This is a genomic window from uncultured Microbulbifer sp. (assembly GCF_947504145.1).
In the GTDB taxonomy this organism is placed as follows: domain Bacteria; phylum Pseudomonadota; class Gammaproteobacteria; order Pseudomonadales; family Cellvibrionaceae; genus Microbulbifer.
In genome coordinates this window covers 817,434-842,216 of the sequence record NZ_CANNGQ010000001.1, presented here as the reverse complement: position 1 = coordinate 842,216, position 24,783 = coordinate 817,434, and the positions used below count along the sequence as shown (strand labels likewise).

At 57.7% G+C, this 24,783-nt stretch carries 24 protein-coding genes and 1 tRNA gene; 14 read left to right on the top strand and 11 right to left on the bottom strand.

All coding sequences use genetic code 11. The features are described 5' to 3' along the window. Positions 1–126: 126 nt before the first annotated feature. From fabG to Q1A74_RS03800, 5 genes are all read right to left on the bottom strand, one after another. On the bottom strand, positions 127–882 hold the full coding sequence (gene fabG, locus Q1A74_RS03820; RefSeq protein ID WP_299592528.1) for a 3-oxoacyl-ACP reductase FabG: 756 nt from the start codon (positions 880–882) through the stop codon (positions 127–129). Positions 883–937: 55 nt separating this feature from the next. Continuing rightward, entirely contained in the window at positions 938–1,882 is a 945-nt protein-coding gene (fabD, locus tag Q1A74_RS03815; RefSeq protein ID WP_299592525.1) for an ACP S-malonyltransferase, read from the bottom strand. Positions 1,883–1,965: 83 nt separating this feature from the next. Next, the gene (plsX, locus tag Q1A74_RS03810) at positions 1,966–3,000 is read right to left on the bottom strand and encodes a phosphate acyltransferase PlsX (RefSeq protein WP_299592523.1); all 1,035 of its coding nucleotides are present in this window, start codon (positions 2,998–3,000) and stop codon (positions 1,966–1,968) included. Positions 3,001–3,003: 3 nt separating this feature from the next. Further along, complete coding sequence (gene rpmF / locus Q1A74_RS03805; protein WP_299592521.1) at positions 3,004–3,195, bottom strand: 50S ribosomal protein L32; 192 nt, start codon at positions 3,193–3,195, stop codon at positions 3,004–3,006. A gap of 79 nt (positions 3,196–3,274) precedes the next feature. Beyond that, the gene (locus Q1A74_RS03800) at positions 3,275–3,760 is read right to left on the bottom strand and encodes a YceD family protein (RefSeq protein WP_299592519.1); all 486 of its coding nucleotides are present in this window, start codon (positions 3,758–3,760) and stop codon (positions 3,275–3,277) included. An 88-nt stretch (positions 3,761–3,848) separates the two neighbouring features. On the opposite strand from Q1A74_RS03800, the gene Q1A74_RS03795 reads away from it, so the two are divergent. Continuing rightward, positions 3,849–4,517 carry a nucleoside triphosphate pyrophosphatase gene (locus Q1A74_RS03795; RefSeq protein ID WP_367275354.1) on the top strand — a complete coding sequence of 223 codons (669 nt, stop codon included), beginning with the start codon at positions 3,849–3,851 and terminating at the stop codon, positions 4,515–4,517. A 40-nt stretch (positions 4,518–4,557) separates the two neighbouring features. On the opposite strand, the gene Q1A74_RS03790 is transcribed toward Q1A74_RS03795, so the two are convergent. Both Q1A74_RS03790 and rluC read right to left on the bottom strand, forming a co-directional pair. Then, positions 4,558–5,202 (bottom strand): HAD-IA family hydrolase, encoded by a 645-nt coding sequence (locus Q1A74_RS03790; RefSeq protein WP_299592517.1) that lies wholly within the window; start codon positions 5,200–5,202, stop codon positions 4,558–4,560. A gap of 53 nt (positions 5,203–5,255) precedes the next feature. After that, positions 5,256–6,278: a 23S rRNA pseudouridine(955/2504/2580) synthase RluC gene (rluC, locus tag Q1A74_RS03785; RefSeq protein WP_299592515.1), complete on the bottom strand. Its 1,023-nt coding sequence runs from the start codon at positions 6,276–6,278 to the stop codon at positions 5,256–5,258. Positions 6,279–7,057: 779 nt separating this feature from the next. On the opposite strand from rluC, the gene rne reads away from it, so the two are divergent. The 7 genes from rne to Q1A74_RS03750 all read left to right on the top strand — a co-directional run bounded on the left by rne (position 7,058) and on the right by Q1A74_RS03750 (position 18,888). Continuing rightward, entirely contained in the window at positions 7,058–10,189 is a 3,132-nt protein-coding gene (rne, locus tag Q1A74_RS03780; RefSeq protein WP_299592513.1) for a ribonuclease E, read from the top strand. A gap of 124 nt (positions 10,190–10,313) precedes the next feature. After that, a tRNA-Ser gene (locus Q1A74_RS03775) sits at positions 10,314–10,401 on the top strand. Positions 10,402–10,576: 175 nt separating this feature from the next. Next, complete coding sequence (locus Q1A74_RS03770; protein ID WP_299592511.1) at positions 10,577–11,860, top strand: MgtC/SapB family protein; 1,284 nt, start codon at positions 10,577–10,579, stop codon at positions 11,858–11,860. Positions 11,861–12,033: 173 nt separating this feature from the next. Beyond that, positions 12,034–12,738, top strand: a complete 705-nt coding sequence (locus Q1A74_RS03765) for a TVP38/TMEM64 family protein (RefSeq protein ID WP_299592509.1) — start codon at positions 12,034–12,036, stop codon at positions 12,736–12,738. Next, positions 12,738–14,987 carry a hypothetical protein gene (locus Q1A74_RS03760; protein WP_299592507.1) on the top strand — a complete coding sequence of 750 codons (2,250 nt, stop codon included), beginning with the start codon at positions 12,738–12,740 and terminating at the stop codon, positions 14,985–14,987. Before Q1A74_RS03765 ends, Q1A74_RS03760 begins: the two co-directional genes overlap by 1 nt. After that, entirely contained in the window at positions 14,984–16,270 is a 1,287-nt protein-coding gene (locus tag Q1A74_RS03755; RefSeq protein ID WP_299592505.1) for a glycosyltransferase, read from the top strand. Before Q1A74_RS03760 ends, Q1A74_RS03755 begins: the two co-directional genes overlap by 4 nt. A 38-nt stretch (positions 16,271–16,308) precedes the next feature. Continuing rightward, entirely contained in the window at positions 16,309–18,888 is a 2,580-nt protein-coding gene (locus Q1A74_RS03750; protein ID WP_299592503.1) for an endonuclease/exonuclease/phosphatase family protein, read from the top strand. 32 nt (positions 18,889–18,920) lie between these two features. Here the strand turns inward: Q1A74_RS03750 and Q1A74_RS03745 are convergent, their stop codons facing one another. Continuing rightward, positions 18,921–19,451, bottom strand: coding sequence for a sulfur transferase domain-containing protein (locus Q1A74_RS03745; protein ID WP_299592501.1), 531 nt, complete (start codon positions 19,449–19,451; stop codon positions 18,921–18,923). Between the two features lie 132 nt (positions 19,452–19,583). Here Q1A74_RS03745 and Q1A74_RS03740 point away from each other — a divergent pair, with 132 nt between their 5' ends. The 5 genes from Q1A74_RS03740 (at position 19,584) to Q1A74_RS03720 (ending at position 21,727) form a co-directional block, all read left to right on the top strand. Further along, on the top strand, positions 19,584–20,261 hold the full coding sequence (locus Q1A74_RS03740) for a Bax inhibitor-1/YccA family protein (protein ID WP_299592499.1): 678 nt from the start codon (positions 19,584–19,586) through the stop codon (positions 20,259–20,261). A 79-nt stretch (positions 20,262–20,340) separates the two neighbouring features. Continuing rightward, positions 20,341–20,733 carry a sulfurtransferase complex subunit TusD gene (gene tusD / locus Q1A74_RS03735; RefSeq protein WP_299592497.1) on the top strand — a complete coding sequence of 131 codons (393 nt, stop codon included), beginning with the start codon at positions 20,341–20,343 and terminating at the stop codon, positions 20,731–20,733. Positions 20,734–20,737: 4 nt separating this feature from the next. After that, positions 20,738–21,103 (top strand): sulfurtransferase complex subunit TusC, encoded by a 366-nt coding sequence (gene tusC, locus Q1A74_RS03730; protein WP_299592495.1) that lies wholly within the window; start codon positions 20,738–20,740, stop codon positions 21,101–21,103. A gap of 1 nt (position 21,104) precedes the next feature. Next, positions 21,105–21,380: a sulfurtransferase complex subunit TusB gene (gene tusB, locus Q1A74_RS03725; RefSeq protein WP_299592493.1), complete on the top strand. Its 276-nt coding sequence runs from the start codon at positions 21,105–21,107 to the stop codon at positions 21,378–21,380. A gap of 11 nt (positions 21,381–21,391) precedes the next feature. Then, positions 21,392–21,727 carry a TusE/DsrC/DsvC family sulfur relay protein gene (locus Q1A74_RS03720; protein WP_299592491.1) on the top strand — a complete coding sequence of 112 codons (336 nt, stop codon included), beginning with the start codon at positions 21,392–21,394 and terminating at the stop codon, positions 21,725–21,727. A 37-nt stretch (positions 21,728–21,764) separates the two neighbouring features. Here the strand turns inward: Q1A74_RS03720 and Q1A74_RS03715 are convergent, their stop codons facing one another. After that, positions 21,765–22,178, bottom strand: coding sequence for a secondary thiamine-phosphate synthase enzyme YjbQ (locus tag Q1A74_RS03715; RefSeq protein ID WP_299592489.1), 414 nt, complete (start codon positions 22,176–22,178; stop codon positions 21,765–21,767). Positions 22,179–22,247: 69 nt separating this feature from the next. On the opposite strand from Q1A74_RS03715, the gene trmA reads away from it, so the two are divergent. Continuing rightward, a complete protein-coding gene (gene trmA, locus Q1A74_RS03710) occupies positions 22,248–23,336 on the top strand; it encodes a tRNA (uridine(54)-C5)-methyltransferase TrmA (protein WP_299592487.1) in 1,089 nt (362 codons plus the stop codon). 41 nt (positions 23,337–23,377) lie between these two features. Here trmA and Q1A74_RS03705 read toward each other — a convergent pair whose 3' ends face one another. Beyond that, complete coding sequence (locus Q1A74_RS03705) at positions 23,378–23,842, bottom strand: DUF2489 domain-containing protein (RefSeq protein WP_299592484.1); 465 nt, start codon at positions 23,840–23,842, stop codon at positions 23,378–23,380. Continuing rightward, positions 23,839–24,783: an AEC family transporter gene (locus Q1A74_RS03700; protein ID WP_299592482.1), complete on the bottom strand. Its 945-nt coding sequence runs from the start codon at positions 24,781–24,783 to the stop codon at positions 23,839–23,841. The genes Q1A74_RS03705 and Q1A74_RS03700 overlap by 4 nt, the downstream gene beginning before the upstream one ends.

Genomic DNA, 24,783 nt, shown 5'->3' with positions numbered 1-24,783 from the left:
CGGTTATTGCGAGGCGGCATTGTACCCTGATTTTTTCGGGTTGTAATGCACCGCCTCCCCGCAACCAATGAATGATAAAAATTAACTTACCAATCAATCACTTACGGCGATTTTCTCGAAGGAAAATCAGCCCATATACATGCCGCCATTCACGTGAATGGTCTCTCCGGTCACATAACCGCCGGCATCGCTGGCCAAAAATGCGACGACGGATGCAATCTCTTCCGGAGCACCCAGACGGCCGAGAGGAATCTTGCCCAGCAGCGCTTCACGTTGCGCGTCTGGCAGCACCTTGGTCATATCGGTATCAATAAAACCTGGGGCCACAGTGTTCACGGTAATAGCGCGAGAACCAACTTCAGCCGCCAGCGCACGGGCAAAACCGCCAACACCGGCCTTGGTGGCCGCGTAATTGCTTTGACCCGCATTACCCATGCTACCCACGACAGAGCTGATATTGATGATGCGGCCCCAGCGGGCTTTGGTCATATCGCGCAAGCAGCTTTTGCTAACGCGATAAACAGCCGTGAGGTTGGTGTTCAACACATCTTCCCACTCGTCATCCTTCATGCGCATAAGAAGGTTGTCTTTGGTAATGCCCGCGTTATTCACCAAAATGGTGGGAGCGCCAAATTCAGCCTTAACAGACTCCAGTACCGCTGCGATGCTTTCCAGGTTTGTCACGTCCAGTTCTTTGCCGGAGCCTTTGACGCCCTTTTCCGCGAAGCGTGCAGAAATTTTTTCCGCACCGCCGGCGCTGGTGGCAGTACCAATGACGATAGCACCCTGAGCGCCCAGCAGGTCGGCAATAGCCGCACCAATGCCACGACTCGCGCCAGTGACCAGTGCCACCTTGCCTTCAAGTGAAGTTGAAACTGTCATAATTTCTCCCGATTCCCAAACCTTGCGCGCAGCGCAATGTAGAGGGCTTCGTCTGTTATTGTGCGGTGGATTGTACGGCTTCTGACATCTGCGCCGTTGTTTCAATATTGCGAGCAGTGAGACTGCGATCGATGCGCTTGGCGAGCCCCGCAAGCACTTTGCCCGGACCACACTCAACCAACTGTTCAGTGCCCGCCGCTGCCATCGCCTGAACGCATGCCGTCCAGCGCACCGGGCTGTAAATCTGCTCTACCATCAGAGACTTGATCGCTGCAGGATCGGATTCCGGCTTGGCATGCACATTATGGATAACAGGGGTTTCCGGCGCGTGAAACTCTGTCGCCTCAATGTGCGGCGCTAGTTTTTCTGCCGCGGGGCGCATCAGCTCAGTATGGAAGGGTGCACTGACCGGCAGTGGCAGTGCACGCTTGGCACCTGCCGCCTTACAGGCCTCCATAGCCCGCTCAACGGCAGCGGCACTGCCTGCAATCACCACCTGGCCCGGCGAGTTGTAATTGACTGCGGTAACCACTCCGCCCTGGGCCGCGTCGGCACACGCTGCTTCTACCGCGTCATCATCGAGACCAATTATTGCGGCCATGGCGCCCTCGCCCGCCGGAACGGCTTCCTGCATCAGGCGACCGCGCTCACGCACCAGGCGCACAGCGTCTTCAAACTGGAGTACGCCCGCGCAGACCAGTGCGGACCATTCACCCAGACTATGACCAGCCATACGTGCTGGTGTTACACCGCCCTGGGCCTGCCAGGCGCGATACAGCGCGACACTGGCGGTCAGCAGTAGAGGCTGGGTTCTTTCGGTGAGGTTGATATCTTCCTGTGCGCCGTTCTGGCAGAGATCCCACAGATCGTAGCCAAGAACAGAGGAAGCCTGTGAAAAGGTTGCGCTGATTTCCGGGAAGGCCTCGGCAGCTTCCGCCAGCATACCAATCTGCTGGGAGCCCTGGCCGGGAAATACAAACGCCAAAACTGGGTTGGTCATGGAACATCCTTTAACCAAGTGGGTGAAGCCTTAAATGGTAGGGCTGGCTGGACGTTTTAGACCGCTAAATACTCAGGGCCGCACTAGTCGGACCCTGTCTGCTGCTGCGCCTGCAGTGCCATCGCCCTGCCAAGCTGGTGTGCCAGATCGGACTCAGCACACTCCTTTGCGGTCAGCATCGCGCGGTAAAACGCTTCGCTACTGGCACCGCCATGACTCTTAATGACGTTACCTTCCAGCCCCAAAAAGCTGGCGCCATTATAGCGACCGGGTTCTAGCTGTGCGCGCCATTTTCGCAACAGATTTATGGCTAATTGGCCAAAAAAACGCTTAATCGGCGCTTTTTTATCGATCGTAAACGTCTTTTGACCTATTAGTCGAATCACACCCTCAGCGGATTTCATCGCCACATTGCCCATCAGACCATTACAGACCACAACATCAACGATACCGGTAAAAATATCGTGCCCTTCCACAAACCCCACGTAATGAATCGAGGGGTCCGCCTGCAGCAATTTGCCGGCACGACGAATCTCTTCGGTACCCTTGTGCTCCTCGGCACCAATATTCAACAGCGCTACCGCGAGATCTTCCTTACCCGAAAATACGCGCTGCGCCTCCCGCCCCAGGTGGGCAAACAACACCAGATCTTCTGCGCTGCAGTCAACGTTCGCCCCCAGGTCCAGCAGAAAGCAGGAGCCGTCCGCGGTCGGTAGTGATTTCCCCAGCGCGGGTCGGCGCACTCCCTCCACAGTTCCCAGGATGCTGCGCCCCAGGGCCAGTAATGCACCGGTATTGCCAGAGGTCACCATGGCTGCGCAATCACCACTTTCCACCGCTTGCAGCGCACGTGCCATGGAGGATTCGCGTTTGTGCCGCAGCGCCTGCACAGGATTGCAGCCCTGGGTAATCACCTGGACACAGTCAACCACTTCAAGGCGCTCACGCACCGAAGGCGGCTGCTTGATCAGAAGGGATTGCAGTTGGGAGCGAGGGCCGAACAATTTCAGTTCTGCCTGGGGATAGCGGATAAGGAATCTTGCGCAGGCCGGAACGACAGAGCGGGGACCTAAGTCCCCGCCCATCGCATCCACGGCCAATCGTAATTGGCTGGACAAAGCTTACTCTTCTTCGGAAGAGCTGCCGATGTCGATCACTTTGCGACCGCGATAGAAACCGTCTTTGGTCACGTGGTGACGGTGGTGCTTCTCACCGGTGGTCGGATCAACGGACAGAGTCGGTCCGCTCAGAGCGTCGTGAGAGCGACGCATGCCGCGACGGGAACGGGTTTTTTTGCTCTTCTGAACAGCCATTTGGTGCTCCTATACATAACTAACAGTTAACACCGGAACCGGGGCGCCTACCGGCGAGCCCTAACCCTTCAAACAACTCTCAAGACTTGCTTGACGAACCCTTCAACTGTTCCAGTACTTTAAAGGGGTTTTCCTGTTGCTCTTCCGCTTCCGGCTGTTCACTACCACTTTGGAATGCCTCCCTGGGGACACACTCCTGATCGTGGAAAGCCACCATCGGCAGGTTGAGCAAAATTTCATCTTCCAATGCCTGATACAGATCCAGCTCATCGCCATCCTGTATCACCGGGTCGAGAGATCTGGGCAATGACTTGCCCTGCTCTTCCGACCACACAAAGCCCCACGCAAGCTCCGCTTCAATCTGCTCGCTCACCGGCTGCAGGCAGCGCTGACATAACAGCTCGACCTCCAGCTGAAGATGCCCGGTAGCCACTTGGTGACGCTGCAGATCTCTGGCAAAAGCCAATGTTACTGCAATGTCACCTACAACTGACTCGGTAGACGCTACCAACCGGGGAAGCTCTTCCCGCGGAACGGTACCATCCAACTGCTGTTCACGCTGCACTAATTTTCGTGCATCAATGCGTCGCGGAAGCGCAGATTTCTGGGGGGGTATCGACATAAGCGCGCAATTCTATGGACTCGTCAGAGCCTTGTCAAAACAATTCAACCGCCGCATGATCAGCAAGCCAAACCCAGCCGGAACAACCTCTCAAACCAGCAAGCCAATGCCCATGCGTCGACTGATTCTAGCCTCGAGCTCACCCTACCGCCGCTCCCTTCTCGAGAAATTGCGATTACCCTTCGAGTCCGCAAGCCCCCATATAAATGAAGAAGCATTACCGGGCGAATCCGCGCCTGCACTGGCCACCAGGCTCGCCACAGAAAAAGCCCGCGCCCTGAGCGGCCAATTTCCCGACGCCATCATTATCGGATCCGATCAGGTGGCCGAATGCCGAGGGAAAAAACTCGGGAAGCCAGGCACCAGAGAAAATGCAGTAGAGCAGCTTTTGTTTTGCGCCGGACAGACAGTCACGTTCCATACCGGCCTGTGCGTGATGGACAGCAACACTGACACACACACCACCATTTGCGACCCATTCCAGGTCCATTTCAGAAAATTGACGCAGGCAGAGGCCGAGCAGTACGTAGAACTGGACAACCCCCTGGATTGTGCCGGCTCCTTTAAAGCCGAAGGATTGGGAATCGCTTTATTCGAAAAAATGGAAGGGAATGACCCAAATACTCTGGTCGGACTCCCACTGATTCGACTGATTGACACCCTCAAGCCTTATGGCGTCGACGCACTGGCTAGGGGATAAGCCGAACAAAGCATACAAATTCGGCGCAAAAGGCGCCGAATCACGCCACCAGCGGCGGCCACTCCAGCAGCTCAGTGAAGTGATCAATGATCCGATGGGGGCGACAACCGTCCAGTCGCTCACGGCTATGCACGCCGTAACTCACACCAACCGACGCCATATTGATTGCGGACGCCATTTTGAGGTCATACTCGGTATCCCCCACCATAACCGCATCCGCCACATCCACATCGGTTTCCGCCAAAATCTCGCGCAGCATTTTCGGGTCCGGCTTGGAGGCAGTTTCGTCTGCGCAGCGGCTGACCGGGAAAAGGTGGCCGATGCCGTGATCCTCAAACTCGCGATTAAGCCCGCGACGACTCTTGCCGGTCGCCACCGCCAACTGATGACCGGCCCCGAGCAGCTGATCCAGCGTAACCAGCACACCGTCAAATAGCGGCAGCGGCTCAGCACGTGCGGCGACCCACTCTTCTGAGTAGAAGCCTCTCAATCGGGCCCGCTGCTCACTGTGGGATTCCGGGAAAAGCGCGGCAATCGCCTCGGGCAGGCCAAGGCCGATGATGTTGCCGATGGCCGCAGGCTCAAGCACAGGTAACCCGACCCGATCAGACGCACGCTGCATACAGGAAACGATGCGCGCCTCAGAATTACACACGGTGCCGTCCCAATCGAGTATCACCAGCATCGCCAACCTTCCCCTACCGTCAAACCCAATGGATCACCAGACACACAGGCAGCTCACCCCTTTCGCAGCGCACCCAAAACCAATTCAAGCTCTGATGGCAATGGTGCCTTCACGTCGACGCGAGCCCCATCTGGCAACGTGCAACGCACGCCTGCAGAATGAAGAAACAGGCGCTTGAGGCCCAGCGCGCGAAACGCGCCGTTAATTTCATCCGTCGCATACTTGACGTCACCCGCCAGCGGACAGCCAACGAATTGCGCATGCACTCGAATCTGATGGGTGCGACCGGTCACCGGCTCTGCCGCCAACAACGTTGCACCCTTGAAGCGCTCCTCCACCTGAAAGCGCGTGGTGGATGGCTTACCCTCCCCATCCACAGTCACCATCCGCTCACCGCTTTTCAGTGTATTTTTGCGCAACGGCGCCTCCACAAGTTTCTGACCTCGCGGCCACTTTCCTGCCGCCAGCGCAAGGTAGGACTTGCCAAGCTTACCTGCGCGCAACTCGGACTGAACGTGCAGAAGCACCGAGCGCTTGCGCGCCACCAGGATAGCGCCACTGGTGTCGCGGTCCAGCCGGTGTACCAGCTCCATAAATGGGCTATGCGGGTACATCTGGCGCAACGCCTCAATCAAACCAAGGCGAACCCCACTGCCGCCATGCACAGCCAGGCCCGCAGGCTTGTTCACCACCAGAAGGCCACCCTTGTCATACAGTATGGCCGCCTCGAGTGTTCGGCGCAGGGACTCCCCGGCCACTGCCGGCGCGGACACTTCGGCCACCCGGATCGGCGGCACCCGCACCTGATCACCCCCTTTTAAGCGGTACTCGGCCTTCACCCGTCCTTTATTTACCCGCACTTCGCCCTTGCGCAAGATCCGGTAAATTCTGGAGCGCGGCACCCCTTTGAGTCGAGCCTGTAGAAAGTTGTCGATCCGCTGACCGGCCAACTCCTCAGGCACCGTAAGAAATTGCACGCCATCCCCCAGTTTGCCCGGCGCATCAGTGGCGCCTTCGCTGCGGGAATCGACGGATTTGGGGGTATTTTTGGGGGGGTTACTTCGCATGGGGCGCATGATAGCCCCAAGCTCCCGCCATTTGAAGCACCGCGATTGCCGCTCCTGATACACCGTGGTATATTCGGCCGGCCTGAATTGGGGCTGGTTTTCGGCGGTGCACGGTTTTTCTGCTATACAAAAACTCAGGTGCCGCTCTTGAGAAAATACCGCTAATCGGGCCGGTGCGCGGAAAACCGCGTTATCAACAAAACTCCGTCGGCGAGACTCTTCAAGAGCGCGTCGCAAGATGGTGCCCAGGGATCCTGGCCTTAGAAGCCCCTCCCGAAGCTCTCGCCGACACGACCCCGTAACCGCGGGAATTTTTGCGAAGGTAAGACGGGCTGACGCCCGCAGCGCTTGGAACAGACTCTATTCGTCACATCTCGCTCCGCGAATTTGCGCCAGCGACCGAACTGGCCCCCGGCCCCTGCAAGTGATGCAAAATGGCACGCTCGCACCGCCGGCAACAACTAGACAGTCCAAAGGGCCCAGCCACGAGCCGGCCCCGGAGCCTAGAAAAGATGTGACCCATGCCGCCCCACACCGGGCAGCAGTCAGGACCCGCCCGGGATCTATACGGAGCCGGCCTGACAGGAAGCGGATACCCAATTGAGAACCGGTATCCAGAGTTAACAATGTATGCATACCGCAGGTGCTCCACTAGCGCCCCTGCAGAGAGTGCATACAACACGGCGATAGTTGCCAGGGCATGCCCTCCTCTACCCCGTGGCCACACCAAAGCCTGCGAGCTTCAGCGGTGTTTTTACCTTCGCACAACGCAAGGAAAAAATAGACGCATGAAGAGAATGCTGATCAACGCAACCCAGCCAGAAGAGCTGCGAGTTGCACTGGTCGACGGCCAATGGCTGTACGACCTGGATATTGAAAATCGCACCCGCGAACAGAAAAAAGCCAATATCTACAAAGGTAAAATCACCCGCGTAGAACCCTCCCTGGAAGCCGCCTTTGTCGATTACGGTGCTGAGCGCCACGGCTTTCTGCCGCTGAAAGAAATCTCCCGAGAATACTTCCTCAAACAGCCGAAAGACATCGACGGCCGCATCAAGATCAAGGATGTGGTTAAAGAAGGCATGGAAGTGATCGTCCAGGTCGATAAAGAAGAGCGCGGCAACAAGGGCGCTGCACTCACCACCTTTATCAGCCTCGCTGGCCGCTACCTGGTGCTGATGCCAAACAACCCACGTGCCGGCGGTATCTCCCGCCGCATTGAGGGCGACGAGCGCAGCGACCTGCGCGACGCCCTGTCCAGCGTGGAAGTTCCCTCCGGTATGGGCATCATTGTGCGCACTGCCGGTGTGGGCCGCAGCGGCGAAGAGCTGCAATGGGACCTCACCTATCTGCTGCAACTGTGGGATGCCATCAAGCAGGAAGCCGACGACTCCAAAGCACCTCACTTCCTGTTTCAGGAAAGTAACGTCATCATCCGCGCAATTCGTGACTACATGCGCGACGATATCGGCGAAGTCATCGTCGACGAGAACGGTGCCTACCAGCTGGCCGCCGAGTTCGCCCGCCAGGTAATGCCGAACTATGCCAACAAAGTAAAGTTCTACGACGACAATATTCCGCTGTTCAATCGCTACCAGATTGAGAGCCAGATCGAGACCGCATTCGAGCGTGAAGTGAAGCTGCCCTCCGGCGGCTCCATCGTAATCGACGTTACCGAGGCTCTGGTCTCCATCGACATCAACTCCTCTCGCGCCACCAAAGGCGGCGACATCGAGGAAACCGCCCGCACTATCAACCTGGAAGCCGCCGACGAAATTGCTCGCCAGCTGCGCCTGCGCGACATGGGTGGACTGGTAGTCATCGACTTCATCGACATGCAGAGCAAGTCCAGCCAGCGCGAAGTTGAAAAGCGTATGGAAAAGGCCCTCGGCATGGACCGCGCCCGGGTACAGGTCGGGCGCATCTCCCGCTTCGGCCTGCTGGAAATGTCTCGCCAGCGCCTGCGTCCGTCCCTCGGCGAAACCACCTTCCGTGTCTGCCCCCGCTGTAGCGGCCAAGGCACCATTCGCGGTACCAAGTCCCTCGCCCTCTCCATCCTGCGACTGGTAGAAGAAGAAGCGAAGAAAGAGCGCAGCGCAGAAATCCGCGCGATCACCCCGGTGAACGTGGCAACTTATCTGCTGAACGAAAAGCGCAAAGCCATTTCCAATATCGAATCCCGCAACAACACTCGTGTTGTCGTGGTGCCGAATGAGGACCTCGAAACCCCGCACTTCGAAGTACTGCGCCTGCGCGACGACGAGACCACCGTCGAAACCTCCTACAAGATTTCCGGCACTATCGAAGAAGCGGCGGAAAAGGACAAAGACGAAGAGCCGCTGCGCGCGCCGGCCCAGCCTGCGGTGCAGCAGATCGCACACACCGCACCGGCTCCCACGCCAGTCGCCAAGCCCAAAGCCAAAGCCAAGGCAAAAGAGGAGTCCAAGCCTGGGCTGCTCAGCCGCCTTGTCGGCGCAATCTCCGCACTGTTCAGCAGTGAGGAAGAAGAAAAGTCCGATAAGAAACACAAAAAGTCGGACGGCCGTGGCAAAAACTACCAGCAACGCAACCGTAATCAGCGCGGTGGCCGCGGACGCGGTCGAGGAAATCGCGGCGGACGTCGCGACGACCAGCGCAGTGATGACCGCAGGGACGACACCCGCTCCAAACGCGGCGACAAGCGCCGTGACGACAGCGATAACAACGATCGCCGCAGTGACAACCGCGACAATCGCGACTCCAATCGTGAGAGCGCGCGTGACAGCAATCGTGACAACAGTCGCGACGGACAGCGCGAAGGCCAACGCCGCAGCCGCAGACGCCGTGGCGGAGATCGCAACGACCGTCGTAACGAGCCGCAAACCACCAACGCCGAGGTCGAAAACACCAACGTGGAGAGTGCAGCGGAAGCGAGCGGCTCCAGCGATGACCAGCAACGTCCGGCGCGCCGCCCAAGTAACGTGCGCGGTCGCCCACAGCCCCGTCGCCGCGGTCGCCGTGGTGGAGACAGACGGGACGAAAATGCGGCAGAAAATGCGCAGCAGGAGTCCACTCAATCTCCCGCTAGCAGTGACAGCGACGTTACCGCCAAGTCTGAGCAATCCTCCGAGCCCCAGCAGCGCAAGCCGCGGGCGAAGCGCGAGCGCGACGACAAGCCGGCTGGCAAGCCCGAAGCTCAAACCCAAGAGCAAGCAGCGGTAAAGCAGACTGACAAGCCGGAAAGCGAGCCCCAAGCAAAACAGCCCTGGGCGGACGCACAGGTACGCCCAGAAACGCAGACGGAAGATGCTCCTGCCAAGGCGGAACAGAAAGCCGAACCCAGCGTCGAGCCTGCGAAAGCCAGCAAGCCCAAAGCCGCTGAGCAGACTGCAGAGCAAGCCGCAAAAGACGCACCGCGGGAAGAGCCCAAGCCCGAGGCCGCTGCCAATGTGGTTGAAGCACCTACAGCGGACGTGAAAACTGAGGAATCGGCAGAAACCCAGAAGACCCACGCGGAAGGTGACTTCCTCGCGGAGAATCAGGAAGAAGCCGCAGCCAATCTGGCCGCTGACGCTGAGCCATCAACTGATGCCGCAGCCGAAACAAGCACCAGCACTGCAGTCCCCCAGCAAGCCGCAAGCGAACAAGCGTCTGAAGCACAAGCCGAGACCAGCCAACCTGTATCGGCAGCGCCAGAGCAGGCAGCTAAAACCGGCTCCCCCGGCCGCGCCAGCAACGACCCACGTATCAACCCGAAACCTCTGGTTGATTTCCAGGTCGTCACTGCCCGCCCGGAAGTTGGCGAACTGCGACCGCTCGACACCGCCCAACCGGCCAACATTGAGCACAGCCCGCGCGCACTCCAGCGCCCGGCCAACGACCCGCGCACAAAACGCAGTGCCAGCACGGAAAACAGCTCCGGCTCCGCCGAAGCAGGCTGACAACGCGTATCAGAACCCAGTGGGTTAGCTGTTTAAAATTGCAGCTAACCCATTGAAGTTCCTAAAAAAATATCCCGAGTACTTGTACCCGCAAAACACCTCGGTATAATGCGCTGCACAATTTGGTGGGATGGCTGAGTGGTCGAAAGCGGCGGTCTTGAAAACCGTTGACTGTAACAGGTCCTAGGGTTCGAATCCCTATCCCACCGCCATATCATGAGTAGAATCTGAGGCTTTAAAAGTCTTTCACTTCTACCCAACAAAAAAGCCCAACAACCGCTGAGGTAGTTGGGCTTTTTTGTATCTGGCACTTCAGTGACACAGGAAGGCCATAGAGCTCATTCCCCTCCTCTAAACTGATGTGATGCTTCAAAACTCACATCAGCCATGAATTCCCCCAGAGAGTCCACCACTACCACCGCACCACTACTCGACGCAGAAAGCATTGCCGCCTTCGCCATTGCCCTCGGCCTGGGTTTGCTGATCGGCCTCCAGCGCGAGCGCACAACCGATCGCCTTGGTGGTATTCGCACATTTCCACTGATTGCGCTATTTGGCGCTCTGACGGCGCAGCTGAGTCTCAGCCCGGGCATGGAATGGCTGATGTTGACCGGCCTGCTGGCGATGATTGCTTTGATACTGCTCGGCAATCTGGACCGACTGCGGGGTGACGAAGATACAGCAGGCATTACCACGGAAGTCAGTGCTCTACTGGTTTACCTGCTTGGAGCCTTTCTTGTATTGGGCGATAAAACGGTGGCAGTTACGGTCGGCGGCACTATCGCCGTTTTGCTGCATTTCAAACCAGGTATGCACGCGTTCGTAGAAAAACTCTCCGAGAAAGATCTCCGGTCGATCATGCAGTTTGCGGTGCTCTCCCTGATTATCTTGCCTGTACTACCCAATCGCACCTTCGGCCCCTACGACGTACTGAACCCGTTTTCCATCTGGCTGCTTGTCGTATTGATTGTGGGAATCGGGCTCGGTGGATATGCCGCGTACAAGATAGCCGGTGCGAAAGCCGGAACTCTTTTGAGCGGGCTGATTGGCGGGCTTATTTCGTCAACGGCCACCACCGTAACCTATGCACGTATGGCGCGTACGCAACAAAAAGCCGCCGGTCTTGCGGCGCTGGTGATATTGATCGCCTCCACCAGCATGTTTATCCGAATGTTCGTGGAAATTACGGTAGTGGCACCGCGCAAGCTGAGCGCGTTTCTACCGCCACTGGTACTGTTGTTTGCGGTGAACCTGGTGGTGTGTGGCCTTGCCTACCTGCGTGTTCAGCAGCGGGAAGATGCCATGCCGGAGCCCGGAAACCCGGCAGAATTGAAGCCGGCGCTAATTTTTGGCGCACTTTACGCGCTGGTTGTACTGGCCATCGCGGCTGCCAAGGAATACCTCGGCGATCAGGGGATTTACGTGGTGGCATTGATTTCAGGCTTTACCGATGTGGACGCCATTACGTTATCCACCGCCAACCTCGCTGCGTCTGGCTCGATGGAGGTGCATACCGCCTGGCGCGCCATGGTGATCGCAAGTCTCGCAAACCTGGCCTTCAAGGCGGGAGCGGCGGGTTTTCTCGGCGGTCTACCGCTATTCCGGTGGGTGTTGGCACTGTTTGCCATCCCGTTTACCGCCGGGTTGGCGGTGCTCTGGTTTTGGCCTTAGGAATTTTTTCAATATGTGCGGATCCTCCCTATTTCGGCAGGAAATAATCCACAAATGATGTAGACACGCCCGTCACCGGGTTGGCTAGTCTATAAAGAGTACAAATTTATCGACTCCAGTCGGCATTGTGTAATCCGGCCACCAAGAGCTCGGGCCCAGCGGAATAATATGGCGTGAAGTTTTCACCTATCTGGTTGATTGTCATCAGTACGGCCACCGTGGGCATCGTGCTGGCAATCCTGCATTACTTTGATCTGGATGATCGGCTCATCGAGCTCATGCAGTGGATGGACACACTGGGTTGGCAGGCGGGCGTATGGTTTGCCCTGGTCATCGCTCTGGCGATCATTTTCCTGTTTCCCGGTGTGGTATTCACCATGGGCGCGGGGTTCGTATTCGGTGTAGTAAAAGGCACGGTGTATGTGGTACTGGGTACCGTGCTCGGGGCAGCAGTTGCCTTCCTGATTTCACGCTACCTGCTCGGCAAGCGCGCTTCTGACTGGCTGCTGTCAAAAATCAAACCGGCGAACCTAGGGGAGATTTTGCGCGATGAGGGTTGGCGCATGGTGATGCTGACGCGCATGGTCCCGCTGTTCCCATTCAAACTTTCGAATTATTTCTTCGGGCTGACGCCGCTGCGCTTCCGGGACTTCTGTATCGGGAACTTCTTGGGCGTCATCCCCATCACAGTCAACAACGTGTATGTGGGCTCCATTGCAGCGGATCTGGCCAGTATCGGTACCGAACGCAGTGCCCGCACACCCACGGAGTGGACCCTGTACGGTCTGGGCTTTTGTCTCGCGATCATCGCGATCGTCTGCCTGACCCGTATGGCGCGCCGTGCACTCAATCAGAAAATCGACCAAGGAGAGCGCTGATGCCCTGGATGAAATGGCTTCCCTGGCGGTTCTTCGTACGCAAGTTCGCCACCTCCCACGGATTTCTCGATCCGCTCACGTTGATGGCGCGAATGCAGCGTTTTGCGGAACCTTCCGAAGTCAGTGAGCCCATCGAATTGTTACGTGCAGGCGCAATTTTTCACGCACGGGCACTGATCAACAGCAAGGTGATCCAGCACAACCTGGACTGGGTGTGGCCCTATTGGATTGAACGACAATTCGACCCGGCAGATGTCTCTTTCATTCCGCGGGCATTTTCCATCACCCACTGTAACCTGAGCCATCGCAACTGGACCGCAGTCGGTGTCCCGGATAGCGAAGAGATGCCGATTGTCGACCCCCGCGGCCTGTTGATCCCACACTACGATGGCTGGTCCATCGACAGCTGGATCATCGGAGACGACGGCAGCGCACTCTACCCATCCCAGCGGGACGATGTCGACCAGCAGCTCGCAATGGACAACACCACCGGTGTCGCCATCGACACCACGTCCTCCACGGAATCCATGCAACTGAATTGCCGGGTCTGGGCGGAGTTAAGTGAGCGCAACAATAATTGCCATATGCGGGTGCGCGCACAACATCACAGTGGCGGCTGGCTCGTGGTTTCCCTGCGCCCTTACAATCCGGAAGGCGTTGCCTTTGTCCACAAGGTAGTTCTCGGTGAGGATCGCAACCAGTGGCTGGTCGATGGGCGCGACAAGGTATTGTTTGATCGCCCCGTCGATCGTCACCACGCCTCCGATTACAAGCGCGGCGATATTTCCCTGTACCTGCGCGATGAATCAAACGAGGTCCATTCCGAGTGCGAGGTGGGCATGGCCACGGCCGCCGCGCTGTTCCGCATCGAACCTGGTGAAACCCTCGATACACAGATCACAATCCCTCAGCACTGTAAACTCAACACACGAAATGCGCGCACCAGCTGGAAAGAAAATCTGCAGCAACACTGCGCCATGAGCGTACCCGACACGGAAATGCAGTTCCTTTACGATGCCGCTGTGCGCTCGCTGATACTGCATTCCCCCCACGACGTCTACCCGGGCCCCTATACCTACAAACGATTCTGGTTCCGCGACGCCGCCTTTATGATCCAGTCGCTATTGCACGCCGGGTTACTGGACCGTGCAGAACGCGCCCTCGAGCGCTTCCCGTCACGCCAGAAACGCAACGGTTATTTCCACTCCCAGGACGGCGAGTGGGACTCCAATGGTGAAGCACTGTGGATCATTGATCAGTACTGCCGGATCACCGGCAACAAACTCAAACCCGAATGGCTGGACCCCGTATTGCGCGGCGCCCAGTGGATACACAACAAGCGCCAACCGAAAGACGGCAGCCTCACAGGCGGACTGTTGCCCGCGGGATTCAGTGCAGAACACCTGGGACCAAACGATTGTTACTTCTGGGATGATTTCTGGGGTATTTCCGGGCAGCTATCGTCCGTTGCCATCTGTCGTCGTGAGGGGCAAACCCAGGATGCGGATACCTTTCAGCGACAGGCGGATGATTTCATGCTCACGGTGGATCAGGCGCTGGAAAAGTGCGCCGAACGCCTCAAGCGTCCGGCCATGCCGGCCTCCCCCAAACGCAGGCTGGATGCCGGTGCCATCGGCTCGATAGCCGCGGGCTACCCGCTGAAGCTATACCCAGAAGATGATCCGCGACTGCTCGATCTGGTGGAATTTCTGATGGAGAACTGCTTCGTTTCCGGTGGCTTTTTCCAGGACATGATCCACTCGGGTATCAACGCCTATCTCACCATTCATGTCGCTCAGGTGTTACTGCGTGCGGGCGATCCCCGCTGCATCGACCTGATGCGCAATGTCGCCAAACTCGCCTCCCCCACCGGTCAGTGGCCGGAAGCCATTCACCCGCACTCCTTCGGCGGCTGCATGGGCGATGGCCAGCACGCGTGGGCAGCGGCAGAGTGGGTCACCATGCAGCGCAATTGCTTTGTGAGGGAAGAGGACGACACCCTGATCCTTGCCTCGGGGTTGCCACCGGAGTGGTTGAGCGACAGCACGGCTCAAGAGCCAATTCGCTTTGGCCCGGCCCCCACGCATTTTGGAACTATTTCTCTGGAAATCACCCCTGGAGACAAGCCACGTGTTTCCTGGTCAGGGAAGTGGCACGATAAGGCGCCGCACATCGAGGTTCGGGCGTTTGGCTATCAGCCCGCCGTCCCAGACCGCTGGGTTAAAACGTTGGAGTTACAGCGTAAGTGAATATCGTCATGCTGACCAACACCTACCTGCCCCATGTGGGCGGTGTAGCGCGCTCGGTAGATGCATTCTGTCGGGAGTACCGCAAGCGCGGACACCAGGTGCTTGTGGTCGCGCCGGAATTCTCAGAAAAAATCGAAAATGAAAAAGATGTGGTGCGTATTCACGCAATACAGAATTTTAACGGCAGCGACTTTTCCGTAGCCCTGCCTCTGTCTGGCGAACTCACCGAGCAGCTGGATTTTTTCGAGCCTGACCTGGTGCACTCACACCACCCATTTTTGCTGGGTATGACAGCCCTGCGAATTGCGCGCAGCCGCGAACTGCCGCTGGTGTTTACCCACCACACCCTGTATGAGCGCTACACCCATTACGTTCCGGCCGACTCGGAAGCACTAAAACGGTTCGTGATTGAGCTCGCCACGCGCTACAGCAACCTGGCAAGCATGGTATTTGCCCCCAGCGAAAGCGTCGCCGACCTGCTGCGCGAGCGCGGAGTGAAATCCCCCATTGAGGCAGTACCCACCGGTGTAAAACTCGAGGACTATCAAAACGGTAATGGGCACGCCGCACGGGCACAGTTCGGCATTCCGGAAAAGGCCTTTGTCGTCGGCCATCTCGGGCGACTGGCCGAAGAAAAAAACCTCGGCTTCCTGTCTGAGGCCGTACTCGAACTGATGAAACGCAACAGCGATGTGCACTTCATGGTCGTAGGCGCCGGCCCCATGCAAAGTGAGATCCAGAACCTTTTCAGCACACATGGCATGAGCGATCGCCTCCACTTGACCGGCACCCTGCAGGGAGAAGCGCAGCGTGATGCGTACACCGCCATGAATGTATTCGGCTTCTCCTCTACCAGCGAAACCCAGGGCATGGTGCTCACGGAAGCCATGGCCGCCGGTGTTCCTGTAGTCGCATTGGATGCAAGCGGCTGCAGGGAAGTAGTAGATGACCGGATCAATGGCCGTCTGCTCCTGAAACATTGCCCACGGGAGCTGGTCGCGGCCTTGCAATGGGTGTACGACCTCCCCGAGACCGAGTACGTAAAACTCTCCGACGCAGCCCTGTCCACGGCCGAGAGATTTTCCATGGAGAACTGCGCCTCAGTCGCAATCCGCCACTACGAATCCCTGGTACACCAGCACTGGCCCCTAGATGACTCCCTTTACGCCCAATGGATGCGCCTGCGCAATATGATCGGTGCCCAGTGGGAAATCCTCGAAGGAGTCACCGGTGCCGCCACCGCCGCTCTGGACCCGGACCACTCCGGTAAAAGCGACACCTGAACACGATCTAGCACTGAAACAGAAATGGATTCTGCCTCATGATGACCCGTATCGAGAGCACGCTGCGCCGCTGGCGCCGCCGCATCAGCCGCAGTGAATGGCTGGCGCGGATGCTCAAGTTACAGATCAACGAGCGGGAACCGGATGCACCGGCGCTGGTGCTGATCCAGATCGATGGCCTCGCCCGCCCGCAGCTCGACAAAGCCCTGGCGGAAGGCAAGATGCCCTTCCTGAAAAAACTGATCGAACGCGAACACTACCACCTCGACCATATGTATTCCGGCGTCCCTGCAACCACGCCAGCGGTGCAGGCAGAAATTTTTTACGGGGTAAAAGCCGCGGTTCCCGCGTTCGGATTTATGTCGACGGACTCCCAGGAAATGCTGCGGATGTATGAATCCAATGCGGCGAATAAAGTCGAGAAAAGGCTGACCGATGCTGGACACGAGCCGCTACTGAAACAGGGTAGCTGCTACGTCAGCGTATTCCGCGCCGGTGCGGAAAATGACGAAGCGCACTTCTGCCCCGCATCTCAGGGGTGGGGTCCGTCTCTCAAGGAAGCGGGACCGCTAGCACTGCTTTTGATGCTGCTGGCCAACCTGTGGAGCCTGATTCGCACCTTGGGCCTATTGCTATTGGAATTGATCCTGTCTGTGGCGGACTTCTTTCGCGGACTGATCAGCGGCCAGGATTTCGTTCGCGAATTGATGTTCATTCCAACCCGCATCGCCATCACCATTTTGATGCGTGAACTCTCCACCGTCGGGGTGAAAATCGATATTGCCCGCGGCCTCCCGGTTATCTACATCAACCTGCTGGGTTATGACGAACAATCTCACCGGCGGGGGCCCAGCTCCAAATTCGCCCACTGGACACTCAAGGGAATCGACGACGCCGTTGCGAGAATTTGGCGCGCCGCGCACCGTTCATCCCGACGGCATTACGATGTGTGGATCTACTCAGACCACGGTCAGGAAGACAGCACACCCTACGAAACTCTACACGGGCGCAGCTTCGCCGCCGCTGTCAGTAGCGCCCTCTCCGAGCTGCCACAAAATCCACAGGGCTACCGCTCCAGTGGCGATCACGGGGTGCAATTACAGCGGATACGATTGTTCGGTGGCCAGTGGGTGCAAAAACTCTTCCCCATCAAAGACCCGGAAGATCGGCTGGAAGGCGAGGCGCCCATGGCGCTGTCTGCCATGGGACCCCTTGCACTGCTCTACAACATTCATTGCAAGAACTCTCCCCCGGAAGAAATCGCCCGCCTGATCGTCGAAAAAACCCAGGCACCCATGGTGCTCTATGAAGATAACAGCGTGACCGAGCCTGGGCCCGATGGCGAGCCGCTCACAAAAGTCCGTGGCTGGTGGTGTCACGGCTCGTTCTCTCTGCCGGAGGACGGCCATAAAATCATGGGGGATGATCACCCCTTCGTGGATGAAGCGGTCGAAGACCTGGCTAACCTGTGCCGGCACCCGGATGCGGGGGATTTTGTGGTAAGCGGTTGGTGCGCAGGGCACGAAAGTATTACTTTCGCCATTGAATGCGGCAGCCATGGCGGTGCAGGTCCAAACGAGACTCACGCCTTCGCACTCATGCCAGGGGATATCCATTTTCCAGAGAATGGCAGAAAGCACTGGCGGCCACGGGATATTCGCAATGCGGCCCTGGCCTTCCTCAAAGCGCAACCGGCACAACAATTGAAGTCCCCACCGGCGGTGACGGTTGCGCCTGAGCGCCAAGCTCCCTCCCAGAAGGCCCAGACCAGTGGAACCGCCAGCACAACCGTACCTGCCGAGCCAAAGCAAGCCCCACAATTTAACGGCCGATCGAACGGCAAACATCACGGCGCCAGAAACCTGCGGGTGATGACCTACAACGTGCATATCTGTAAAGGCATGGATGGAAAGATTTCACCGGAGCGGATTGCCCGCGTCATCGCGCGCTATTCGCCCGATGTGGTGGCACTACAAGAAGTGGATGTACGGCGCAAACGTACCGGCGGAATTGACCAGGCACACGAAATTTCGCGATTGCTGTCCATGGACTGCCATTTCCAACCCGCCATGCACCTGGAAGACGAGCGTTATGGAGATGCCATTATGTCGCCCCATCCGCTACGGCTAATTCGCAAAGATATTTTGCCCGGCCCATCAGAACGTTCATTTCACCACGGTCGCGCAGAGCCGCGTGGCGCCCTGTGGATGGAGGTGGACTTTCACGGTACGCGAGTACAGATATTCAATACCCATCTGGGGCTCACCAAAGGAGAGCGCCAGAGGCAGGTGGATGCGCTGATGGGAGATGGATGGATGGGCAATGCGGACTGCCCGCGGCCGCGCATTCTGGTAGGGGACTTCAACGCCCTGCCCGGCTCCACGGAAATCAAACGCCTGACGACGGTACTGGACGACACCCAGCTGAAGCTACCTGGACGCAAACCCAAGGGGACTTTTTTCAGCCGACTGCCCAAGGCGCGGATCGACTACGTGTTTGTCGACCGGGAACTCGCAGTGAATGATGTCCATGTGCCCCGTAGCGAACTGACGCGCCTGGCATCGGATCATCTGCCGTTGATCGTTGACATCGAGATTCCGCTGGCGGACAAACACTGAGTGGTCACGCCTGAGCACTCAACACCATGCAGTCATTGAAAGAGCGCGCGCACCTGCTCTTCCCGGGACGGGCGCATACCCGCGGTACGCCCTTCCTCAATGGCAATCTCCAGCGGGATGCCGTTGCGTACCCGGTATATGGCCCAGCCAGCGCCTACTCGGTTGCCACTGGCACAATGCAGCAGTACCGGGGCCGCACTATCGTCCTCAAGCAGTTCCGCCAGGCGGGTAATCTGCGCCTCAGTCGGCGCCCCCTTGGCGATCGGCAGGTTCACATAAGCCATCCCCGCCGCCTCTACCGCCGCGCGCTCCTCAGCCGTACCCTCGGCTGGCGTGCGCAGGTCAATAATGGTTCTAAACCCCTTCTGCTTGAGGGAGTCCACCGCACCAAGATCTATACTGCCTCCAGTGGCAAGATTCGGGCGCAAGCGATTGTAATTCACCACTTCTGCCCCCATCTTGTCTCCAAAGGGCACCTGTGCCGGCGTTTCCGCGTGGACAAGCGGAACGGCTGTGGCAAAGGCCAATAGATACAGTGCGAGCAGGGTTTTCGGCAATTTCATTTTCTGTACTCCCGTTTGCGCGCTATTTTGCCCCAATTATCATAAGATCGTCGAACCCCGTGCCTACTTGAAGGTCCAAAGCGGTGGTTATATGATCCCGAGAGATTTCATATTCACTTCCAGGAGACGCTGATGCGCCAAGAAGTCTATACACAGTCCGGAGCGCTGGATCGCTCAGAATCCACCAAGGTACTGCGCAATACCTATGCGCTGCTGGCAATGACTGTTCTGTTCAGTGCAGTCACCGCCGGTGTGGCCATGGCCATCGGCATGGGCCGCGGCATGGGCATCATCTGCTCCATCGCCGCCATCGTCCTTGTATGGTTCGTACTGCCGCGTACCGCCAATTCCGCCGCCGGTATCGGTGTGGTTTTCGCATTCACCGGCCTGCTGGGCGCCTCTCTGGGCCCGATGCTGAGCTACTATGTGGCCGCCGGTAGCGGTCAGATTGTGATGCAGGCGCTGGGTACCACGGCTCTGATCTTCTTTGCACTGTCCGCCTACGTGCTGACGACCCGCAAAGATTTCAGCTTTATGGGTGGTTTCCTGTTCGTCGGCCTGATCGCGGTACTGGTATGTGCACTGGGCCTCATGATCGCCAGCTTCTTCGGCGTACACCTGCCCCTGGCCAGCGTGGCACTGAGCGGCGTGATTGCCCTGCTGTTCTCGGGCTTCATCCTTTACGATACCAGCCGCATCGTGAACGGTGGTGAGACCAACTACATCATGGCAACCACCTCTCTGTACCTGAACATCCTGAACCTGTTCACCAGCCTGCTGCACATCTTCGGCTTCGCATCCGACGACTGATCAGTACGCTGAGCAAGTTCACACAGTGCCCCGCTCCGCGGGGCATTTTTTTGGCTGCCGAATAAGTACCGGACCACCCATGCAATTCACCCTCGTCGTCTACGGCGCGCCCCACTCCTCCGAGGGTGCAGCAACAGCGCTGCGATTTGCCCGCGCACTGCTGCAATCCGGACACGCGATTTACCGGGTGTTTTTTTATAGTGATGGCGTCCACAACGGCAGTGCGCTGGCGGCCCCTCCACAAGATGAGCAGGACCTGCTATCCCAGTGGCAGGCGCTTGAGCGCAACCACAAACTGGACCTCACCATCTGCATTGCCGCCGCCCAGCGCCGGGGCGTCCTGAGCCCCAGTGAAGCATCGCGGCTGGAGAAGACCTCTGGCAACCTCGCCGACGGGTTTGAGCTGGCCGGGCTGGGGCAGCTTGCCGAAGCCTCTGCGGTCAGTGACCGCGTTGTGACCTTTGGAGGTTGAGCCGATGCCACAAAGCAAATCCATCCTCGCCCTCTGCCGCCACGCGCCCTACGGCAATACACTCGCTCGCGAGGGGCTGGAAGCGGTGCTCGCCTGTGCGGCCATGGATCAGACACCAGAAGTGCTGCTTATCAATGACGGCGTATTCCAGCTTCTGCAGCAGAATCCCGAGCAGATCGGCGAAAAAAACCTTCACAGAAACCTGCAGGCGCTGCCCATGTTCGGCGTTGAGATACTCTATGTGTGTCGGAAAAGCGTTGAACAGCGCGGGCTATGCCCTGATGACCTGTGTGTTCCCGGCGCGGAGATCACGCTGCTGGATGACACTGGCACTTTTATCGGCAAGTTCGACCAGGTACTGAGCTTTTAACATGACCCTCCATATCGTCAATCAGTCCCCCTATTCCGGCTGCGCGCTCAGCGACTGCCTGGATGCAATCGCCGAGGGTGACGCCCTGATATTGATCGAAGACGGCGTCTATGCCGCTGCTGGTCAGCACGGGCTTCCCGAAAAGCAGACCTTTTGCCTTACAGCCGATGCCAATGCGCGCGGCGTTTCCATCGCGAACTCGGTTGAGGGTATCGATGAAGCGCGCTGGGTAGCCCTGTGTACCCAGCACAACCCGATCGTCAGCTGGTTCAAGTAGCGGGTAGATGGATGAGTAATCTGGTAATTGACGGGCAGGAAATCCTGCTGGATAAGGAAGGCTTCCTGCGCAATCTGGACGACTGGAGCCCTAAAATCGCGGAAGCGCTGGCGGCCCAGGAAGATATCACGCTGACTGACGACCACTGGGATGTGATCCGCTTGCTACAAAGGTTTTACCGGGAGTTCGAACTCTCCCCCGCGATGCGACCACTGGTGAAGTATGTAGGGCAACACCTGGGACCGGAAAAAGGCCGCAGCATCTTTCTGATGCAATTGTTTCCACCGAGCCCGGCCAAGATCGGCAGCAAGATCGCCGGGCTACCCAAACCAACCAACTGCCTCTAATCCTGCTCCTGCTCGAACCTCCTGCAGGAAAAGCGCACTAATTCCCCAAATGCGCAATCACCCGGCGCTTGCCCGCGTGATACCGGTGCTCCCACAGGTACACGCCCTGCCAGGTCCCGAGCGCCAACCGCCCCCCGATCACCGGAATACTCAGGCTGCTTGCGGTCAACGCAGCCTTGATATGTGCGGGCATATCATCTGGCCCTTCCAGCGTATGTGTATAAAGCGGGTCGTTTTCCGGCACCAGCCGGTTCAACCAGTTTTCCAGATCCACCCGCGCAGAGGGATCCGCATTCTCCTGAATCAGCAGGCTCGCGGAGGTGTGCTGGATAAACAGCGTGCAAAGCCCGTCCCCGCCGTAACTCTGACCGGCCAGCCAGTGCGCCACCTCGTCGGTAAACTCGTGCAACCCTTGCCCACGCACTACAATTTCCAGCTGTCCTACGGCCATTGTCCTACTCCTGTATCACTTCGCGTATAATCCGCGCCCGATTCAATTCACCAGATACGGCTCTCATTCATGGCTCTTCACCGCGTAAACACCGACGATTACCAGCAGCAACTGGACCAGAAGGTAAACCGTCTGTGCGAGGCATTCGCCCCGTTCACCAACCTTGCGCCCGAAGTATTCCCCTCACCGCCCAGCCACTACCGCCTACGGGCGGAGTTCAAGATGTGGCAGGACGGCGGCCGCGTGGACTACGCCATGTACAAACAGGGCGAGTATAAAAAGCCATTTGTGATTGACGAGTTTACTGTGGGATCCCGCCGGATCAACGACTTGATGCCCCCGCTGCTGGACGCCATCAACCAGAACGAAACCCTGCGCAAGCGCCTGTTCAGTACCGAGTTTCTCACCACACTGAGTGACGACGCCCTGATCACGCTGATCTATCACAAGCCCCTGGGTGATGAGTGGGAAGCAGAAGCGCGGGCGCTGCAAGAGCAGCTGGGTGTTCCGATTCTCGGCCGGTCTCGCAAGCAGAAATTGGTATTGGAGCGGGATTATGTGATTGAACAGATGGATATCGACGGCCGCACTTACCAATACAAACAGGTCGAGGGTAGCTTTACCCAGCCCAACGGTGAGATTTGTCGCTCGATGATCCACTGGGCCCGCGGTTGCTGTGAGGAAGCCCCAGGTGACCTGCTAGAGCTTTACTGCGGCAACGGAAATTTCACCATTCCACTGGCGGAGAAGTTCCGCAAGGTGCTGGCTACGGAAATCTCCAAAGTCTCGGTAAATTCGGCCCAGGAAAATATCGCGGCGAATGGCGTGGAGAACCTGGATATCGTGCGCCTTTCCAGTGAGGAATTCACCCAGGCCATCGACAAGATCCGCCCCTTCCGCAGGCTGAAGGATTTTGATCTGGACAGTTATGATTTTTCAACGGTATTGGTAGACCCGCCACGTGCCGGACTGGATGCAGATACCTGCGCGATGATCGCGCGCTTTCCACGGATTTTGTACATTTCCTGCAACCCGCAGACACAGTTAGAAAATCTGCACGAACTAACCAAAACCCACAAGGTTGAGCGGTTTGCAATCTTTGACCAGTTCCCCTACACGGATCACACCGAATCCGGTGTTCTGCTCGTGAAAAAATAAATGGTGACCATTGCACGACGGGGACGCGGCCACAAAACCAATTAAAAATTCCGCCCCAAAATTCGCTTGGCCGCGTCCAGCACAAAGTCCCGATATTCCGACTCCACTCGCACCATCTCCTGCTCAAATGCAAAACGCTCTTTAGGCGAGAGCTTCTTCCAGTCTTTCAGAATCGGGATATGACCGGTCTTCTCAGCCACCTGGTAAAAGGCCACAAACTCCTCTTTTACCGGCGCACCCACTTGCAATGCGTCCAGCAGTACACGAATACGAATCGACGCTTCCGTCAAGCCAACGCCATCGTCCAGCAGGGTTTTGGCCAGAATCTGGATACTATTGTTCACCCGTCCCCGCTGTGCTTCCGCCGCGGCCTCCAGCTCCAAGAGCTGCTGTACCTGACGCTTACGCGCAGCGCGCAACTCCAGGCAGTAATACGTGGCAATGGCAGAAAGGACTAAAATGATCAGCCCTGCGATTACCAGGATCCACATGGGAACTTCAGTCATGGGAAATACACCTTCAACAGCGCGAGCCCGAGGCTCGCAGTAACAATGGAAAACAGCGTACTGAGTGCAACGATATTGGCCGCGAGCTGACTGTTGCCGCCGAGCGCACGCGCCATGATAAACGACGCCGAAGCCGTGGGCGTCGCCGCCAGCAGAAACAGAATCGCCAGCGCCTGATCATTCAACCCAAACAGCAGCCCTATTCCTACCAGTACCATCGGTACAATGAGTAACTTGAACCCACTGGCCGCAAAAGCACCGAAAGAACTGCGACGCAGCATACTGAGATCCAGGCTTGCGCCAATGCACAGTAGCGCCAGCGGCAATGTAACTGAAGCCAAGTAGTCGCCGGTCTGCACAATCATCTGCGGCAGTTTCAGCCCCACGGCTTTCGCAACCAATGCCAACACAATGGCGACAATCAACGGGTTGCGCAGAATATCCTTACCAAGCTTGCGCCAGCTGAATGTTGCCTTCTGGCTATACACCGCAAACAGTGCCACCGCCGCAATATTATAAAAAATGGTAATCACCGCCATCAGCAATGCCGCCTGCGCCAACCCGGAAGGACCGTAAGCATTGGCTGCCCAGGCGAGGCCGATAATCCCCAGGTTACCGCGGAAGGCACCCTGTATAAACGCGCTGCGATCGCCATATTCCAGTGGCCGCGCCACCAGCCAGGCCAACGGAACCGTCAGTACCGTGCCAATCAATCCCGTCGACAAGAGCGGCCATTCATCCCCGAGGCTCGCATCAGAACTGAAAATATTAAAAAACAGCAACGCCGGCAGCGTAACCAGAAACACCAGCTTTGATGCGTCGTCGACAAAAGATTCACTGAGGAGATTTACCCGCGCCAACCCGTAGCCCACCAGTAAGGTGAGAAAAATCGGTGCGGTAACTGACAGCGCAAAAGCAACGGTCTCGTAGATGGCGTCCAA